This is a genomic window from Paenibacillus sp. FSL R5-0636, from assembly GCF_037974255.1.
GTDB lineage: Bacteria > Bacillota > Bacilli > Paenibacillales > Paenibacillaceae > Paenibacillus_AQ > Paenibacillus_AQ odorifer.
On record NZ_CP150232.1, the window covers coordinates 4,161,219 to 4,179,661 of the forward strand.

An 18,443-nucleotide genomic window follows, 5' to 3' on the forward strand; every position below is an offset into this window, starting at 1 on the left:
GAGGGGGCGTCGACACAGTAAAAAAGAGGGGTAGCCCCCTCTTAGTATTTTTGCATATCCCGTTTCTACTTATTGAAACTATCTACTCTTATTTCTCATCTAACCACAAAATCGCTGTAACGCCACGCGGATAATATTTACTGCCCGTGATCTCACCGGAAATAATCTGATCGCTCCAGCTCCAAATCGACAACTCCGGATGGGTAAGCCAAGCTACGTGAGCACGATCCGCTGCCGCTCCCCGTTCCTCCCATTCCAATCCCAGAATGCTGCGGGCGATGAACTGGGAGAGATAGATTTTGCTGAGCCAGCTATTGTTGCTAGTTGAGGAGATTTTCCAACCTCCGTCTTCGAATAAGCATACTCCCGGCTGTAACACCGCATGCAGATGCTTGTCGAGTGCGCCAATATAGGCGGCGAACCGTCCATTACGATCAAGAGCTTCTTTGCAGCCTGTAAAGTAAGGGAACACAAGGCCTTCGATAGCCGGAATGATCTTAGAGTCATTGCCTTCTCCAATGACAGCCGGAATATACCCGTCTGCTGTAACACTTGCCACCATTGTTGCGGCGCATTTTTCAGCCTGATCACCTGCTGTTTTGGACTGTTCCGCACGCCCATGCTCTGCAAATATTTTCTCCATAGCCAAGTAAGCAGCCCAGCATTTTCCTGCCAGATAAATATTGTTACGAGCCTGACCTAAAGACACATCCAGACTGTCATACGTAGTAATTTCTGCTCCGCCCATCGTACGTGAGCTATCAAGCCCCATGACACCATTTCTTTGTTCAGGATCTGGATGATCGCGATTTACCATGCTATCCAGGCATTTCTCCATAATACTGAGATTACGTTCCATCCAGCTCCGGTCGCCTGTATGCTCTACATAAGTTGCTGCACTCAGCACCCAGTTAACCAATTGTTCATGTGTCATATGTGAGAAACAACCATCAATGCCATAGACCTCATAAGCAGAATATCCCGGACGTGAAACTACGTTGGCTACACCCATATCATGTGTGAAGCTAATTCCACCTGGATACTCTGTATCCTCACCCGGGAAACGCACCGTATCTTCGTAGCTGAATCTTTCCACGAACATATCTAGTTCATTACGTACAGTCCAAGGATTCAAACGCAGCTCATAAAATAACTGATCGACGGTAAGATCAAAGGTATTCATCATCCGGTATTCGCCTTCGTTGACGATCCAAAATGGCTCATTCTTGTAGTCCAGCAATTGTGTGGAGCCATAATAACTACGAATCGCATGCGCTAACATAAAGGTTTGATCTGCGGATAGGTCATCATGAGTAAATCTATCGTTAGCTTGCTCCGCTTCTTGCTTAAGGATATCAAATCTGGATAATGCATATTCAGCCACTGCCTCTATATTGTTGAAATAATGATTGTAGTAATAAGAAGCATCAATTCCTGAGGTGACATAACCTGAACGGTGAAAACAGATAGCAAAGCGGTAAGTTTCTTTTACTCTGGCTGGAACATCCATGATCAAAGCACCGACTCGTCCCAGCCCAAAGGTCCAATTCTCCTGCAGCTCCTCCGTTAGAATATCCTCCATTGTGAAGTGCAGTGCGGACTTTGCAGTTCCTTTTTCCGCAGCAATTGCAATAAATCTTCCTTGGCCAACGCCAGTAATCTCCGATGATACATCATCCAGTCTTCTCATTCCGCTATACACATCTGTTCCCTGAAAACCAAAGAATGCACGGCGCGAGGTTGCGGATGAGGTGTTGTCCACTTCGAGTTCAATTAGCACTGCAGGCAGCAGTACATCCTTCATTTCTTCTATAGAGGCAGTTTCTGGATCGGGTACAGAACGAACGGGGGACAGAATCCGGAAGGTCAAATCACCCGCACTCCAGCTGTCTGTGGCTACATGAAAATCTCTAGAAATCTCACGCTCTTGAAAAGGGAACAGAATATTCTCCTTGTCAGGATTAGGATCCGGATTCTCGATATCATAGCGTTTGCTCTCGTCCTCTCCTCCGATCTCATGAAATGGCAGTGTGTCATATCCCTTCCCATCAGCACGTTCTAATCCTATGAATATATTTTGTCTAGGTGGTTTTCCAATCTCCAGATCGAAACCTCCACTAGCTCCTTTGAATCCTAAAGTGAAACTCGCAAATGCACCGATCGGTGAATGATGGGCATTAAAAAATTGATTATGCGACATTAATAATAACACTCCTTCCAGCATGGTCCCGGATACTACCGGGCTATATCTCCATGTTATCGATCTTTCCGGAAGTGCAACAGGGTTAAAGCCTTCTATTATTTGGGCAAATCAAACATCAACAAAAACCTATGTTATAATGAAGCCAAACTTTACAGTAAAAGAGGATTGAAATGATCTCGAATGATCCCGCTTTTCATAATTCTATTGATGGCCAGATGGCTCCAGACATTCAAGCAGCTTTCCATATCTTCGCCGCGCATTGGAGAAAAGTAAATCCGGATTGGCAATATCCCGTACACACTCATCCCATGTTTGAGATTAACGTTGTACTGCAGGGTGAGCAACATATGACGGTCGGCAATAAATCTTTTATCCAGCAAAGCGGTGATATTTTATTCATTCGTCCCGGTGTAGAACATAGCAGCCTCGGTTCGAATGCTAGTCGTGACATGACTTATTACTGCCTGCATTTTGATATTGATGATCTGATTTTACGGCGAGCATTATTAACAGCAGACGCTGTTAGTCTAAGTGGGAATACCCCGGAGCTGCGAGCCATTCGTTCCGCTCTAGATGTGATCATTAATTCTTCCATTCTGTCAAAGTCAAAGGACACACACAGAAATCGTCTGATTACATTGCATGCTTCGCTGCAACTTCTAACCGCGCTCAGCGGCTGGGTACTTTCGGAAATGCCCCTTCTGACAGATACAGAGGCTACGGAAAATACCGTCGCTCTAGCTAACGCGATCGAAGGACTGCTGCAAGAATCTGTCTCCACCGCTGCAAGCACAGGCGAGAGAGGCGGCGGTATTGAGCACATTGCGGCAAAGCTTGGATACAGTACAACTCACTGCAATCGTGTTTTCCACCAAATTTATGGCATGTCGCCAAGACAATATTTATCCCGCTTGATCATTCGTCACGCCAAACTGCTGCTAATGGATAATAACCTATCTGTCGAATCGGTCGCCCACCGGCTGGGGTACCGGGATGTGTCCCATTTCAGCAAGCAATTCAAACGCTGGACAGGTCTCCCGCCAATGGGCTACCGCCGTTTAACCGCGAATCCAAATACGCTTTAGTGATTGTTTCGCTTACAAAAAAAGGGATGTACCCCGCAGCCCACTAAGTGATTACAGGATATATCCCTTTTATGAATTAACCCTTCGTTGCACCAGACGCAATCCCCTTAACAAAATACTTCTGCAAGGCGATAAACACAATCAGCACAGGTACAACCGACATTGCTGTTCCTGCAAAAATCATATCCCAACGTGAGGAGAATTCTCCGATATAACGGTAAATTTCCACGACCATAGTTTTAGCCTGTCCTGAAGGCAATACCAGCATCGGCATCAGGAAATCATTCCAGATTCCAAGTCCGTTTAAGACCACCATACTGGCTGTGACGGGTCCTAGCAGCGGGAAAACAATTTTCCAGAATATCGCATAACGAGAACATCCGTCGATCTCCGCCGCTTCTTCAATTTCTCTAGGAATGCCTTTGACAAAGCTTGTATACAGCAGGCATCCAAAGCCCACCGCACCGGCTACATAAATTAGAATTGGACCGGCAAGGCTGCCGTATAACCCCAGCATTCTAAGCTCTTTAAACAGAGGAATCATATACGCCTGAAAAGGGATCATCATTCCTGCTAAAAAGTAAACGAACATGAACCGAGTCCATCTGGCATTTCTGCGTTCAATTGCGTAGCCCGCCATCGGAATAATCAAGACCTGTGCCGCAATAGAAACTGCTGTCAAAATCAGACTATTCAGAATAGCCCGTGGAAACTCTGTTTCGGTTAACAGATATTTAAAGCTGTCCAGATAAAGGGTTTTCGGAAAAGCAATGGCATCCTTCATAATCTCTGCATTACTCTTGAAGGCTGACATTAAATTAAAGAAAATAGGAAAGAAAAAGATAATAGCCACTAATAATGTAACAATGAAAAGTGCGATTTGCCCAACTCTTTTGCGTGTCTGCATCGTCATCTTAGAGCTGCACCTCCCGCTTCTGGAGAACCTTCACTTGGAAGACTGTAATGATGAGTATGATTAAGAACAAGACCATCGCCAGTGCAGTACCAAAACCTTGTCTTAATTCACCAAACCCGACTTTATAAATAATATAAGTTAATGTCTCCGTCTCAAAGCCCGGACCACCATCGGTCATGACGGCAATCTGATCAAAAATCTTCAAGGCGCTGATCATGGATAATACCATACATACAGTCATTGACCCCGCAAGCAGCGGAAAGGTAATATGCCGGAACTGTTGCCAGCCCCCTGCCCCATCAATACTGGCCGCCTCATTTAATTCCTGCGGAATGCCTTGCAATCCAGCGAGGTAAATGATCATATAATAACCCGCGCCTTTCCAAACGGTAGACAAAATAATCGACAGCATCGCATATTTAGGATTGCCCAACCAATCCACAATCCAGCTTCCGAGTCCAACAGACTCCAGGATCTGATTAAATACACCAAAGTTGTAATTCAGGATCATCGCCCAAACGAAACCCATTACGATCCCACTAAGCAACGTAGGGAAATAAAATACACTTCTGAATAAATTCCGGAACCAGCGTACCTTATCGACCATCATAGCCATTGCAATTGCTGCAATATTCTCTAGAACAACAAGTGAAATGGTCATGATCATCGTATTTTTCAGTGCGTTATGCACCCTTGGACTATTCCAAATTTCCACAAAGTTAGCGAAGCCGATATACCTTACGTTGTCGCTAATGCCATCCCATGAGGTGAAGCTTAAATAGACACTCCCAACCGTTGGGACGATAACGAACAAGGTGTACAAAATAAATGATGGTAATATGAACAGCAGAGCGTAGGACTGCCATTTTTTCTTTTTCTTTTTCTGCTGCACAGTGCCTATCAATGACTTGTCAGCATTTACTGCGGATGTAGCCATGGCTACTCTCCCTCCCTTAAAGACCGCGCTTGTTAAAAAGAGAACCTCTGCAGCAGCAGAGGTTGCTCGATCAGGCGCTGCTCTTACATCTGATTAGCTTTCACTTGGTTGTCATACTCTGTATCCGCATCTTTCATGTACTTCGCTACATCTCCATCTTTTACCACGAGATCCTGCAACAGTTTGTAGTACCAGTTACGGAACTGTGGAGGGATTAGATTGTCTCCCCACCAGTTATTGATCGCCAAGGATTTCACTACATTCGGGTCAGCAATAAGATCCAAAGCCACTTGCATTTGTTCACTTGTGTCATAGGTTACTTTCTCTTTTGTTGAAGGAATCGCATTTATGGTTGCTAAATAGTTCGAATACTGTTCTGGGGCGAAGAAGAAACGGATAAAGTCTTTAATGGCTTCTGTTTTGTCTGCATCCTTAGCGGCTTCAGCCGATAAAGACCAGCCTGCTGGTGACGGAAGACCAATGACATTAATTTTCCCTTCACGGTCAGGAAGAGCATAGAAGCCAAATTCAAAGTTCGGGTCCGCTTCAGCGATTTGTGTAAACATCCACGTACCGGAGTACAATTGTGCTGCTTTGCCAGAAACAAGAATCGAAGCGGTCTGATTGTCGCCCGTGCTGAGCCAACCTTTATCTACATAATTCTTGAACAATTCTTTGAAGTCCGTTATGCCTTGAACTACATTAGCATCTGTGAAGCTGACCGTTTTAGCGGTACGTTTGGAATTCCAATCTGCATCTTTCGAGTAGACCTCATCAATCAGGAATTTGTTAACCCAGAAACCCATATGGAAAATATCTTTTCCGCCTACTACAATCGGAGTAATGCCCGATGTTTTCAATTTTTCTTGGATGGCGATGAATTCGTCATAGGTTTTTGGAAGCTCGGTGATCCCTGCATCCGCATATGCTTTTTTGCTGTAGATAATCCCTTGGGGAGCGTTCACTTGCAGCGGTGCGTTCCACACCTTACCATCCACTTGTGGTGGGGCTTCGAACAAATCTAGCAGATCGGAAGGCAGCTCTACAATCTTACCCGCATCGGCAAAAACTTCTGTATCACGCATTTCCACCAGGTCCGGGAATTCACCCACAGCATCCTTTGTTTTAAGCCAATCAAGATAGGCAGCGGATGAAGTTTCGCTCAAATCTTTAATAGTGACATTCGGATTAGCTTCAGTAAACTTTTTGACCGTATCTGAGATTGCTTTTTTGGTGGCCGGATCTCCGGAGGCGTAACCTATCGTAAAGCTAACCTCTTTTTTGGTCTCTTGCGGTGTATTTGAAGGCGTTTCGGATGCTGGCGTATCGGTTGCCTTACTCCCTACATTATTATTATTTCCACCGCAAGCAGTCAAAACTGTTGTAGTGGCGAGTAACAATACGGATAGTTTCATCATTGTTTTTTTGTACATATCATAATAGCCTCCCCTTTTTGTAAACCGTGGAAACTGAAGCAAGATGTGCGCATCATCTCTCGAAAGCGTTTCCGTTGCTAATAGAATAGCATTCCTTATAAATAGTTAGAATGAACTTTTTTAAGCGGGATATGCGGTGAATTTAAGAATAAGTAAAAAAAGAACGAAAGACCGCAGTCTTCCGTTCATCGTCCATCCTTTACGCATTCTCCGAATCCGAGATTTTATACGGATCCTCTACAATCGGAAGCAACAATAGAATCGATGTCCCAATATGCTCCCGACTGCTGATGGATAATCCGTATTCTGCACCGTACACTGTACGAATTCGTTCATGTACATTTTTTAGTCCAACATTTTTGCTAGGCGAACTAGGCTCTTCCAAGGTTTCAGTCAACTGCTGTACCTTTTCCTTGCTCATACCGATTCCATCATCATAGATCGTAACCAACAACATTTCATCTTTCTTTTCGATCGTCAATCCAACTGTCCCTCTGCCTTGACTGCGCAAGCCATGCTGGATAGCATTTTCAACTATCGGCTGAAGTGACAATTTCAGAATGTACCAGTTCAGATCCACTTCGGGTGAGAGATCGACTACAAGCTCAAATTTATTCTCATACCGCACAGAGATAATATAGAAATAATCCCGTAGATGCTCCAGCTCCTGTCGTATGCTTACCCTATCCTCTCCATAGTCGATTACATATTTCAACTGGTTAGAGAGCGATAAAATCATATCTGCGACCTCATCATTATCTTTATCCACCGCATTCATTCGAATGACTTCCAGGGTGTTGTATAAATAATGCGGACGAATCTGGCTTTTCAGAGCATTTAACTCCGTTTGCTTCTGCTTGATCTGGGCAACGTAAGCTTCATCGATATAGGCTTGTAAACGCTCGACCATTCGGTTAAAACCATGGCTAAGTCTACCCATTTCATCATTGCTGTTCACGACCATCTGGGTATCCAAATTACCGGATTCTACGATAGCCATTTGCTTAATTAAGTTCCGAATCGGAGCAGCCAGCCGCCTTGAGAACCAGACGCCCATGATGATCATTGCAATCGCACAAATAAACATCGCTATAAACACCGTCGTACGGGCTGAAAAAAGCTGATCGAATAAATTCGCCCGATGAATTCTGGCAGTCACCGTGCCTTTAAGAAAAGGAATCTCTTCACTGAGAACGATCATCTCCTCGTCCTTTTTAGCCCGAAAAGATTCTCCATTCGCTGACCTTGTCTCATTCGTGAAATATACATTTCCGTCGCCATCCAGCAGAAATAATTCATCCTGTCCCCCCAGATTTAATTCTCTGAAGAACTGATTAAATAACGAAACATCCACGTCCATAAACAAGGTCCCTACTATCTTGGGATCTTTGGTGACACGCCCAGAAATATCAATTAAAGTACGGCCGATAGTGAACACACTGCGCTTTGAACCTGTGTAATATTCTTCGGAATGGGTAGGGAAAATTGCCACTTGTGAAGGATTTGGAGCCATTTTAGTTAACCACTCTTGATAAGGCAGCAGATCAAAGTTGACCCCTCTGTTTTCTTTTTCCTGATAGTAGAGCTTATCGTCTGACTCCCTATGAAAATAAACACTGGTGATGTAGGAATCACTGTAGAGAACTGTTTTTAGAAAGGTTTCAATAGGAATCGTATTGATCTGCTCCAGCTCATTTACATTATAGGTTTGATTCTGTGAATAACTCTCGATAAAACCTTCATATCGTCCCGTATACATCAGCTTAGAGACCTCATTGTACTGATTGAAGGCAGAATTCAGATTATAGCTCATATATAGTACCATTTGCTGCAAATTACTTGTTGTGTAACGCTCGACATATCCGGAAAAAGTCTGCACAGAAATGTAACTAAGTGCAAAAAGCGGAATTAAGCCGACTAATAAAAAGGAAGCGGAGAATTTAACAAATATACTTTTGGATCTTCGGCCCCAGATAAACATGAATGAAGGCATCCCCTTTGCTATCCATCTGACTATTGGCTTTTGAAGGATTGCTTATATTCTTGTGGCAGCTTGCCATATTTCTTCTTAAACATATCGCTAAAATGCCGGGCATTGTTGTAGCCTACACTATCGGCAATCTCATAAACCATCATATCGCTTTGCAGCAATAAACGAAGGGCATGATTCATCCTCACCTCAGTGACATAATTCTTAAAGTTCTGTCCGGTATGTTTTTTGAAAAAGCTGCTGAAATAATAGGAATTCATAAACATCATCCCTGCCATAGATTCCAGTGTAATATTTTCTGGATAATGCTCCTCAATATAAGCCTTCACCTGGGAAAGCTGCTTCAGTTCCTTATTGCCCATGCGACTGGCAATTTGTCCAGACATTTTGCTCAAAAGCACACGGAAATCTTCCTCCACCTCTTGAAAGGTAGAATAATTAGCCAATCGTTCAAGAATCGGATTTGTATCCTGAAGTGATGGACCTGCCTCCACACCAAATTGAATAAGCTCCTGTTCAAGCTGCAAAAATGTATTGTATACGGTAGAAACGGCTTGGTTTCTATTTCCGTCTGCCATCTGCCGGATCGTCTGAAATAATCGCAGGCACTCCTGCTCAATTTGTTCTTTATGTTGTGATTTCATGGCAATCCCAAGGGCGGACTGGATTTCATGCAGCGGAGTTTGAATCAATGATTCACTCTCATACCTGCTCTCTTTAACAGAAATCACACGATTAGGCCCTGTAAAATATTTATAATTTAGCGCTTTCAAAGCTTGACGATAAGATTCATCAGCATCATCCATACCGTCAACAGGATTGCCTACTCCAAGGGTCACCTTTAATTTCAGAAAACTTGTGATTTTGTCATGGAGATCTATGGCAATTCCCGCTGGTTCCTCAGCATGCTCATGCTGGAGCAGGATACAAAAACGTTCCCCTTTACGGAACATATAACTATTATCGCTTTGCTCCACGGTTTCTTTAATAATGTTAGACAGTGCAAAATCAATCAGCTTACGTTCGCGTTCTTCCCATCTGGAAGGCTGCCCCGACGATTCGTCCGTCTCTACCAAACAGATACTGACGTAGCGACTTAGCGCAATAATCCCCATATCAAGCAAGGTGTCTGCTGTCCCCTTATTGCCGTCCGTCAGCTTGTCGAGCAATTCTTCGATCGTTAATCTGCGGTTTCTCTGTTCATAATGGTTTAGCTTCTCTTTGTTGCGCTCGCCTTCTGTTTCTTGACGAATAAGGGAAACGGCTTTGCTCACAACCTGTTCCAGCTGGTTTTTGTTCACGGGCTTCACCAAATAATCCAGCGCACCATATTGCAGTGCTTGACGGGCATACGTAAACTCTTGATAAGCGCTTATAAAAATAACCTTCACTGCTCTGCCAGCTTCATGAATTTCACGGATAATATCAATCCCTGTATATCCTGGCATGCTTATATCACTAATAATCAGATCAGGATCACAATCCTCGATTTGTTGTTTCAGCTCTATTCCATCACTGGCCTCTCCAACAATGGTCAGTCCAAGCTTCTCCCATGAAATCAGTTTTTTTAGGCCTCGCAAAATCACCGGTTCATCATCTGCGAGCAGTACCCGGATACTCTTCATTATGCAGTCCTCCTACCTTCGAGAAATCATCCCACAGCTGTCCAATCATCTTAATCTTATGATAACAGACAAACAATCTTTGGTGCAGCTTCAAGCGGATGAACTTTCTTAAGAAGAAACCGCAGTTTCTTAAGATTAATTTATCTAAGCTTAAAAAGGTGGCGGGCGTAACTGCGGAGAATGTTTGGACTTCCGCCGTTACTGCTCACCTGTTATTTTTATCTAAAGTTCTATAAAACAAACTATCCTCTACTTTAATATTGTTGAAATAGAAACAAAAAATCAATATAATTTGTTAATGTAAGAGCGCTGGGAGGACAGGCCATGAACAAAGAAGATCAGGTCATGATGGGTTTCAGGGACGTATATAACAAGATGGTTTGGCTTAATAAGGATAAGATGGAAGACAGTCTTAAGGGTTATAAACCTTCTGAAGTACATTGCATCGAATACATTGAAAAAAATGCAGATTCCAACGTCACAAAACTTGCAGAGTCCTTTTATATGACTCGCGGTGCCATAAGTAAATTAACTAAGAAGCTCATCCAAAAGGGCCTCATCGAAAGCTACCAAAAATCGGATAACAAAAAAGAAATCTATTTTAAGCTTACTGAGCAAGGGAAAGTAATTTATAACGTCCATGAGGACTTGCACAAAGAGTTCCAAGAGCGGGATAAAGCCGTATTTGAGCAGGTAACTGAGGAGCAATTTGAAAGTATGCTTAGCTTCGTAGAAAAGTATAGTAGACATTTGGATGCAGAAATAAAGAAACAGGGTATAGATTTTAATCCGAATAAATTCGAATAATGAAAATGAAACTCCATGCAGCCGGGCTCTTATGAGTAAGGCTGCATTTTTATGGTCATTATTTTGTTGACACGGAAACAAAGACGTGATAAAAATGGTGATGTATCAAATTTGTTTCCAAGGAATCAAAACATCAACTTTTGAGGAGAGAATTTAATGTTCAAATTCAGATCACATAATAAACAGAACATAGATCAATCCGTAGATAAACACGCTCTAATCTTCGGTTTGATCTCTGTGTTTCTGTGCGGAATAGGCTTCAGTATCATCATGCCCGTTGTCCCCTTTTTAGTGCAGCCTTATATAAGCAATCCGGGAGAACAGGCTATAGTTGTCACACTGCTGACCTCTGTTTATGCAGTCTGCGTATTTTTTGCAGCCCCTGCACTTGGAGCTTTGAGTGACAAATACGGGCGTCGTCCATTACTTTTGGTATGCCTTTTAGGTTCCGCAATTGGGTACTTTGTTTTTGGAATAGGAGGAGCGTTATGGGTACTTTTTGTTGGACGCATAATAGAAGGTATAACAGGCGGAAGCATAGGTACTATCTTCGCCTATTTTGCTGATATCATTCCTCCAGAACAGAGAACTAAATACTTTGGCTGGGTGAGTGCGGTAGTAGGTGTAGGCACCATCATTGGTCCAACGCTAGGCGGATTACTTGCCAAGTTTGGTTATTCTGTACCCATGTATTTTGGAGCAATAATAACCTTATTGAATGTTCTTTACGGATTCTTTTTTATGCCTGAGAGCCTTGACAAGAACAATAGACTGAAAGAAATTACCTTGGTAAGACTGAATCCATTTACACAGCTTGCAAGCATATTGTCCATAAAAAACTTAAAAAGGCTACTGGTCTCAGCATTCTTACTTTGGATACCCAACGGATCTTTACAGGCTGTTTTTTCACAATTCACAATGGATACTTTCAGCTGGAAGCCTGCACTAATCGGACTGATGTTTTCAATTATGGGCTTCCAAGACATCCTTTCACAGGGTTTCATCATGCCTAAGCTTTTGCTGAAACTTAGTGATAAACAGATAGCAATTCTTGGAATGGTTTCGGAGATTATAGGCTACAGTCTCATTGCGCTATCTGCTTTGTTCTCATACTATCCGCTTTTTATCGCTGGAATGTTTATATTTGGTTTTGGGGATTCGATTTTTGGGCCTTCATTCAATGGGATGCTCTCCAAGTCTGTCGATTCTAGTGAACAAGGAAGGATTCAAGGAGGTAGCCAATCTATTCAGGCTTTAGCCAGAATGATTGGACCTGTCATTGGAGGTCAAATTTATGTATCACTTGGTCATGCCGCACCCGCTTTTATGGGGATGATCCTGATAGCTGCGGCAATATCCGTTTTGTATAAGGATACGCGTGTAAATATGTAATCTTGCAATCTCATGTTACAATACAACCTGAACTTATATTTTTAGAAGGCGGTTGATACTGTTGATTTACATCATCAAATTTGTATACAGCTTTGTGCTTCCTCCCGGCCTGTTTATCGTGCTTCTGCTAGGTCTAGTCATTTGGTTATGGAAAAAAAACCGCCGGCCAGCACTAGTTCTACTCGGGGTTACACTATTAATGTATTTCTCCATGACACCCTTAGTCAGCGATGCGCTGATCGGCAGTCTAGAACGGAAATATCCGCAGCCGAATACTTTGCAAGGAGATATCATCGTCGTACTCGGCGGGGGCGCCAGCTCTGGCACACCGGATATAGATGGCGAGGGCAATTTATACGGATCAGCAGCAAATCGCCTGCTTACTGCTGTTCGCCTCCATCGGCAGACAGGTCTGCCAATCTTATTTTCTGGCGGACAAGTATTCTCCGACAGTGGTAATGAAGCGGATATCGCGCAAAGACAACTACTGGGTCTCGGCATACCCGAAGAGGATATCCTGATCGAGAATCAATCCCTCAACACGGAGCAAAACGCTGTAAATACCGCAGCCATCCTGCAACAAACCGGACTTAAAAAACCTATAATAGTTACTTCAGGTTTTCATATGTCCCGAGCGATGTTGCACTTTAAGAATGCGGGGCTAACAGCGCAAGCCTATCCTACGGATTATATCGCCAGCGCTGATATTGCACTGCAGCCCGCCAAGTTCAGTCCCTCCCCAGGAGCGATCTCCACAACAGGGTTAGCATTGAAGGAATATTTAGGCCAGCTTGCTGCTCGGCTATTTGATTAGTTCTGTAAACTTCGCATGCACAACCTCAGCGAGTAACTGTGGGGCTACGTCCATTTGCTGGCCAATCTTCCCAGCGCTGACAGCCATCGTGTCCAGCCCTTCTGCACTGCTGTCAATGAACGTGGGGTACAGCTTTTTCATTCCAACAGGTGAACAACCACCGCGGATATAGCCTGTCCATTTCTGCAGATCCTTCACTGGCAGCATCTCAATTTTTTTCTCTCCGGCGGCTTTGGCCGCCTTTTTGAGATCCAGCTCTTCGGCAACCGGGATAACAAATACATAAAGATTCGCACCGCTATGAGCGACCAACGTTTTAAAAACCGTCTCTGCCGCCTTTCCAATCTTCTCAGCCACAGCCGTGCCATGGATGAGTCCATCTTCATTGTCATAAGCGAACACTTTATAGCCGATTTTTTTGGCATCCAGCATTCGCATTGCGTTGGTTTTGGTTACTTGCATTGTTGACCTACCTTTCAATATCCTCTATTCCTTAACTTTATGATCAAAGAGGCCCCAAAGCTAATATAGCTTTCAGGACCTCCTGTTGCTGCCGTGCCCATTAATCTCTGGGATAATTAACCTGCATGATATCCATAAAAGGAACTTTTATGATTTCTTCATGGTTACTGAGGTGTACTTTCCCGGTTCGCGAATCCATTTCCACGATCATGCCGCGTACCTCTTCTTCTTTTCCCCATACGGTCAATAAAATCTCAGAACCTTCTTGCTTAGCTTCAACTAACTGATTACCTAACTCCTCAAGCACAAATTCATCTCTTGTGGGCCGCTTGGCCACCTTTGCTTTTGCCACACTAATCCTCCAATAAGCTATTACGGATATTAAGTATATTAAATACTAAGTATGAATGCTCTCATTTATTATACCATGTTTCAGATTAAGGCTCGAACCCCTTCTGGCTCAAGAATAGCTCCTCTTCGGAAAAAACTTGCTGAAGTCCTTCATACACTCTGCGATATGCTGCAGGATCATACCAATCTTCCAGTTGCAGCTCTTCATATAGGGAATAAATCCCTAATCTCCGTGTGCGTTTGCCGCCGCTGCCGTCGCCCATAAAATAGTCATCCACACAGACTCTATCCACCAAAGCCCTTAAGGTCGCTGGAAAAGCTGGACTGCTTGGCAGTACTGGCGCTATAGTAGCTTGAACAGAGATGCCAGCTTCACGTAGAAGCTGTAACGTCTTCAGTCTTGCCGCAATGGGTGGAGCGCTTGGTGTGAATTTTTGCCGAATATCTTCACGGTCTGTTTCTACAGTTATACTTACTCGAACCTTATCCTCTAAACGTAATAATAAATCTATATCTCTGCGAACCAGCGGACTACGGGTCTGCACGAAGAGGAAATCGGGCGGGACTTGTACCATAACCTCCAGTAAAGATCTCGTCACCTGTTCCTTGTGCTCTACCGGTTGATAGGGATCTGTACTTGACGACATAAAAATAGTGACGGGGCCTTTCGCCTTCGCTTTGTGCAGTTCTTTTTGTAAAATCACAGCCGCTTCTTGTTTAACATCTACCCACGTCCCCCACTCCTCTTTGCGGAACAGCGAGACAGGCATTTGGCGTACATAACAATAGGAACAGCCATAAGTGCAGCCCGTATATGGATTTAAGGAATGACTGTAGCCTGACAGATAACCTGTTCCTTTATTCAGCAAGGTTTTTGGGGAGGTGTAATTGGACTCTATTTTCATATATCTGCTGTATACTCTCCTCTCTCCAACTGAAGTAGTTTGGTCTTCATATCCAAACCACCCCGGTATCCTTTTAATGTCCCATTCTTACCAATAACCCGGTGGCAGGGCACCGTAATCAGAATCGGATTCGCACCAATGGCAGTCCCTACCGCACGCACCGCAGCTGGTTTTTGAATATGTGTAGCAATATCCGAATAGGACCAGGTTTGCCCATATGGAATTTCACATAACGCCTTCCATACCGCAAGCTGAAAAGGAGTACCCTGATAATCAAAAGGAATGCCGAAGCTCTGCCGGTTCCCTTGCAAATATTCACTAAGCTCCTTTACATAAGGCGCCATCTTCTCATCGTTCTGCACCAGTTCACTCCCCGGAAAACGACGTCTAACCCATTCGCTTAATTCCTCAAAGGGTTGCTGCTGTGAACCCACATAACTTAACCCCTTTTCTGTGGCTGCAATATAAAAACTCCAGTCCTTATCGGTTAATAATGTCCAGTATAGAATAGCATTTGTTTTATTCTCCATGATTCGGTCCCTCCAAAATAAAATCAGAAGCCAACGTTACTTTCTGTTTGTTAAGCTGACGAAACTGTGTGGGCGTATACCCCGTTTTTTTCTTATATAAAGTAATAAAATATGATGTATTGGGCAAACCCACGCGTAATGCAATCTCAGCAACTGCCTGCTCTGTAGTAAGCAAATACTCAGAGGCCTTAGCGATTCTCTTTTGCTGTATATAATCCACAGGAGTGATTCCTGATACTTTCTTAAAGGTTCGATGTAAATGATAAGGACTGCCATGACATACCTCAGCTAACGTTTCAAGGGTGAGGGGGGCCATATAATTATGATCAATGTATTCCGTCATCACAGCTACCCATTCCTTATCAGGAAGACGCTCACCTGTCGGTTTACATCTTTTGCAAGGACGAAATCCGGCAGCCAGCGCTTGTTCAGCATTCTGAAAAACACACGCATTCTCCCGATTGGGTGCTTTGGATTTGCAGGAGGGTCGACAAAAAATCCCTGTAGTCTTCACCGCATAAAAAAATATGTCGTTATAAGCAACATCGTTTTGCAAAATAGCCTGCCATTGTTCCTCAGTCACTTGTTCCTCATCTTCAATCCTGTTCATCGCCTTCACCTCTAATGCAATTATACCCCTGAGCAGGCTCATCTGTACTCAATTTGGAATGGAAAAGCAAGATAGTGAAATTCAAAAGAGTGAGATTGCTCGTAATTACACTTTGTTTAGCGAATACGCACTACCTTTGTCAACCGTGCAGGGAGCCGCTGCTGGACAACGAATATTACTCATAACATGACTACGTGAACTGGAGGAATCGAAATGGATATTCTAAAAACAAAAGATGCCGCAGAGCTGATGTCAGTTAGTATAACAACAATTAAACGTTGGGCTGCCATGTTCCCTGATTTTTTTCCAAAAGACCGATTTGGCCATTATGTGTTCTCAGAGCAGCAAATCGGCCTGCTCAATCATATTAAAGACCGTATTAATCACGGAGAAGCCTTGGAATGTATACAACTCACACTCACGAATGAGCAGCAAATCTCCACATCACACCAGGAAAACCCACTACAGCACACAGATGCTGAGCCTATGAAGGATATCTTGTCTCGCATCAACAATGTTGAACGTGCACTCGATCAAAAAGCCGATGAAGTAGTATTGATCCAACTGCTACAGCAGCGTGAGGAGCTTGAGGATCTACGAATAATAATCAAGCAAATAGCGGCATCCATAGAACCGTTGCAAGTGTCTAACGGCAAACCGCTCACCTCTTATGAAAATTCCCAGTCCACTGCCACTACCAGGCTAACGGCTCCGCCAAGAAAACGCGGCCTATTACGTTCTTTATTTTTCTTTTAAGCCTGAAATGTAAAAAAAAGAACCTACTTCAGACAATCGCGAAGTAGATTCATATAAGTATAAACATATTTAGGATCTCCCCCTGTCACCCTAAACGGTGGCGGGGGTTTGCTTTTTCCTAGCAAAAAGCTCGATCCTCCGGAACATTCTACTCTTTATGCAATAAAGCTGCTCCTGCAATTCCCGGATGTGTCATTTCGTAAGGATCCAGAATCAGATTAAGCTCTTCTTCGGTTAGCACATTATATTTAATGCACAATTCCCGTACAGATTCCCCAGTCAAAATCGCCTCTCTAGCGATCCGCGATACCACTTCATACCCCAGATGCGGGTTCACAGCCGTAATGATTCCGACACTCCGCTCCACATCCCGCTCAAGCTTTTCCTTATTGGCTTCAATCCCAGCCAGACAGAAGTCTGTGAAGACTTGGAAGGAATTGTTCATGATGCTGATGGACTGAATGAGATTGAACACAAGCACAGGCTCCATAACATTCAGCTCCAGTTGACCCGCTTGGGAAGCCAGACAGATCGTATGATCGTTCCCTATGACTTGAAAAGCCACCTGATTGATGACCTCTGCCATAACCGGGTTAACTTTACCCGGCATAATTGAAGATCCAGGCTGGCGTGCAGGCAATGAAATCTCATTAAACCCAGTACGCGGACCGGAGGCCATCAATCGCAGATCATTAGCGATCTTGGACATGTTCATCATGCATACTTTTAGGGCAGCAGACACTTCTGTATATGCATCTGTATTTTGGGTGGCATCGACGAGATGATCTGCCGTTACGAGCGGCAATTCACTGATCTCAGCTAAGTGCTCTACAACCAATTCAATATAACGAGGATCAGCATTTAATCCTGTACCTACTGCTGTTGCCCCCATATTGACTTCATACAGATGATGGCGTGTATGTTCAATACGTTTGATATCTCTTTCCAGCACTCTGCGATAAGCCTCGAATTCTTGACCCAGACGAATCGGCACTGCATCTTGAAGATGTGTCCGGCCCATTTTTATCACAGGATCGAATTCATCCGCTTTTACCGCAAACACATCATGCATTCTGTGCATCGTTACAAGCAGCTGCTCCAGCAGTGAAAGTGTGGCAATATGAATTGCCGTCGGGAACGCATCATTTGTAGACTGCGCCATATTTACATGTGAATTGGGGCTTAAGTGACGATAGTCTCCTTTTTCATGGCCAAGCAGTTCTAAAGCACGGTTAGCAATAACCTCATTCGCATTCATATTTAACGAGGTACCCGCACCACCCTGAATAGGATCTACAATAAATTGCTCATGCCATTGACCCTCGATGATTTCTTCTGCTGCTTTCACTACAACCTCTCCAAGCCCTCGATAGAGACGGCCAACTTCCATATTTGCAAGCGCAGCGGCTTTTTTTACAATCCCCATCGCTTTGATTAACTCTTTGTGAACCCGATAGCCCGTAATAGGAAAGTTCTCGACTGCGCGTAGTGTCTGAATCCCATAATAAGCGTTCTTATCTACCTGTTTACTGCCTAGAAAGTCATTTTCTACACGAAATTCAGTTTCAATCACTGTTATATCCCTCGCATTCATTATGATTAGGTTTATTAGAAAATAAGTAAG

The 18,443-nt window shown here is 43.7% G+C and carries 17 protein-coding genes; 5 read left to right on the forward strand and 12 right to left on the reverse strand.

What is annotated here, in order from left to right; translation table 11 throughout:
• Positions 1–88: 88 nt before the first annotated feature.
• The gene (locus MKX34_RS18905) at positions 89–2,200 is read right to left on the reverse strand and encodes a glycoside hydrolase family 52 protein (protein WP_076296256.1); all 2,112 of its coding nucleotides are present in this window, start codon (positions 2,198–2,200) and stop codon (positions 89–91) included.
• Between the two features lie 173 nt (positions 2,201–2,373).
• Between MKX34_RS18905 and MKX34_RS18910 the strand changes: the two genes are divergently transcribed.
• On the forward strand, positions 2,374–3,288 hold the full coding sequence (locus tag MKX34_RS18910) for a helix-turn-helix domain-containing protein (RefSeq protein WP_076296257.1): 915 nt from the start codon (positions 2,374–2,376) through the stop codon (positions 3,286–3,288).
• A gap of 76 nt (positions 3,289–3,364) precedes the next feature.
• Here the strand turns inward: MKX34_RS18910 and MKX34_RS18915 are convergent, their stop codons facing one another.
• The 5 genes from MKX34_RS18915 to MKX34_RS18935 form a co-directional block, all read right to left on the reverse strand.
• A complete protein-coding gene (locus tag MKX34_RS18915) occupies positions 3,365–4,201 on the reverse strand; it encodes a carbohydrate ABC transporter permease (protein ID WP_170914270.1) in 837 nt (278 codons plus the stop codon).
• A 1-nt stretch (position 4,202) separates the two neighbouring features.
• On the reverse strand, positions 4,203–5,141 hold the full coding sequence (locus tag MKX34_RS18920; RefSeq protein WP_036688288.1) for a sugar ABC transporter permease: 939 nt from the start codon (positions 5,139–5,141) through the stop codon (positions 4,203–4,205).
• A gap of 83 nt (positions 5,142–5,224) precedes the next feature.
• Positions 5,225–6,574 carry an extracellular solute-binding protein gene (locus tag MKX34_RS18925; RefSeq protein WP_076296258.1) on the reverse strand — a complete coding sequence of 450 codons (1,350 nt, stop codon included), beginning with the start codon at positions 6,572–6,574 and terminating at the stop codon, positions 5,225–5,227.
• A 202-nt stretch (positions 6,575–6,776) separates the two neighbouring features.
• Entirely contained in the window at positions 6,777–8,558 is a 1,782-nt protein-coding gene (locus MKX34_RS18930; protein WP_076272704.1) for a sensor histidine kinase, read from the reverse strand.
• A gap of 32 nt (positions 8,559–8,590) precedes the next feature.
• Positions 8,591–10,192 (reverse strand): response regulator, encoded by a 1,602-nt coding sequence (locus tag MKX34_RS18935; protein WP_076274956.1) that lies wholly within the window; start codon positions 10,190–10,192, stop codon positions 8,591–8,593.
• 324 nt (positions 10,193–10,516) lie between these two features.
• Here MKX34_RS18935 and MKX34_RS18940 point away from each other — a divergent pair, with 324 nt between their 5' ends.
• The 3 genes from MKX34_RS18940 to MKX34_RS18950 all read left to right on the forward strand — a co-directional run bounded on the left by MKX34_RS18940 (position 10,517) and on the right by MKX34_RS18950 (position 13,205).
• Positions 10,517–10,999, forward strand: coding sequence for a MarR family transcriptional regulator (locus MKX34_RS18940; protein WP_076296259.1), 483 nt, complete (start codon positions 10,517–10,519; stop codon positions 10,997–10,999).
• Between the two features lie 156 nt (positions 11,000–11,155).
• Complete coding sequence (locus MKX34_RS18945) at positions 11,156–12,391, forward strand: MFS transporter (RefSeq protein ID WP_076296260.1); 1,236 nt, start codon at positions 11,156–11,158, stop codon at positions 12,389–12,391.
• 61 nt (positions 12,392–12,452) lie between these two features.
• Complete coding sequence (locus MKX34_RS18950; protein ID WP_076296261.1) at positions 12,453–13,205, forward strand: YdcF family protein; 753 nt, start codon at positions 12,453–12,455, stop codon at positions 13,203–13,205.
• Here the strand turns inward: MKX34_RS18950 and ybaK are convergent.
• The 5 genes from ybaK to MKX34_RS18975 all read right to left on the reverse strand — a co-directional run bounded on the left by ybaK (position 13,194) and on the right by MKX34_RS18975 (position 16,063).
• Complete coding sequence (gene ybaK, locus MKX34_RS18955) at positions 13,194–13,667, reverse strand: Cys-tRNA(Pro) deacylase (RefSeq protein WP_036688304.1); 474 nt, start codon at positions 13,665–13,667, stop codon at positions 13,194–13,196. The two genes, MKX34_RS18950 and ybaK, sit on opposite strands and share 12 nt — an antisense overlap.
• A gap of 100 nt (positions 13,668–13,767) precedes the next feature.
• The gene (locus MKX34_RS18960) at positions 13,768–14,019 is read right to left on the reverse strand and encodes a YolD-like family protein (protein WP_036688306.1); all 252 of its coding nucleotides are present in this window, start codon (positions 14,017–14,019) and stop codon (positions 13,768–13,770) included.
• Between the two features lie 85 nt (positions 14,020–14,104).
• Positions 14,105–14,923: a radical SAM protein gene (locus MKX34_RS18965; protein ID WP_076296262.1), complete on the reverse strand. Its 819-nt coding sequence runs from the start codon at positions 14,921–14,923 to the stop codon at positions 14,105–14,107.
• Positions 14,920–15,453: a methylated-DNA--[protein]-cysteine S-methyltransferase gene (locus MKX34_RS18970; protein WP_076296263.1), complete on the reverse strand. Its 534-nt coding sequence runs from the start codon at positions 15,451–15,453 to the stop codon at positions 14,920–14,922. The genes MKX34_RS18965 and MKX34_RS18970 overlap by 4 nt, the downstream gene beginning before the upstream one ends.
• The gene (locus MKX34_RS18975) at positions 15,443–16,063 is read right to left on the reverse strand and encodes a bifunctional transcriptional activator/DNA repair enzyme AdaA (protein WP_076296264.1); all 621 of its coding nucleotides are present in this window, start codon (positions 16,061–16,063) and stop codon (positions 15,443–15,445) included. The genes MKX34_RS18970 and MKX34_RS18975 overlap by 11 nt, the downstream gene beginning before the upstream one ends.
• 213 nt (positions 16,064–16,276) lie before the next feature.
• Here MKX34_RS18975 and MKX34_RS18980 point away from each other — a divergent pair, with 213 nt between their 5' ends.
• On the forward strand, positions 16,277–16,819 hold the full coding sequence (locus MKX34_RS18980) for a MerR family transcriptional regulator (RefSeq protein WP_076296265.1): 543 nt from the start codon (positions 16,277–16,279) through the stop codon (positions 16,817–16,819).
• A 148-nt stretch (positions 16,820–16,967) separates the two neighbouring features.
• Here MKX34_RS18980 and aspA read toward each other — a convergent pair whose 3' ends face one another.
• Complete coding sequence (gene aspA, locus MKX34_RS18985; RefSeq protein ID WP_094903409.1) at positions 16,968–18,398, reverse strand: aspartate ammonia-lyase; 1,431 nt, start codon at positions 18,396–18,398, stop codon at positions 16,968–16,970.
• Positions 18,399–18,443 lie beyond the last annotated feature (45 nt).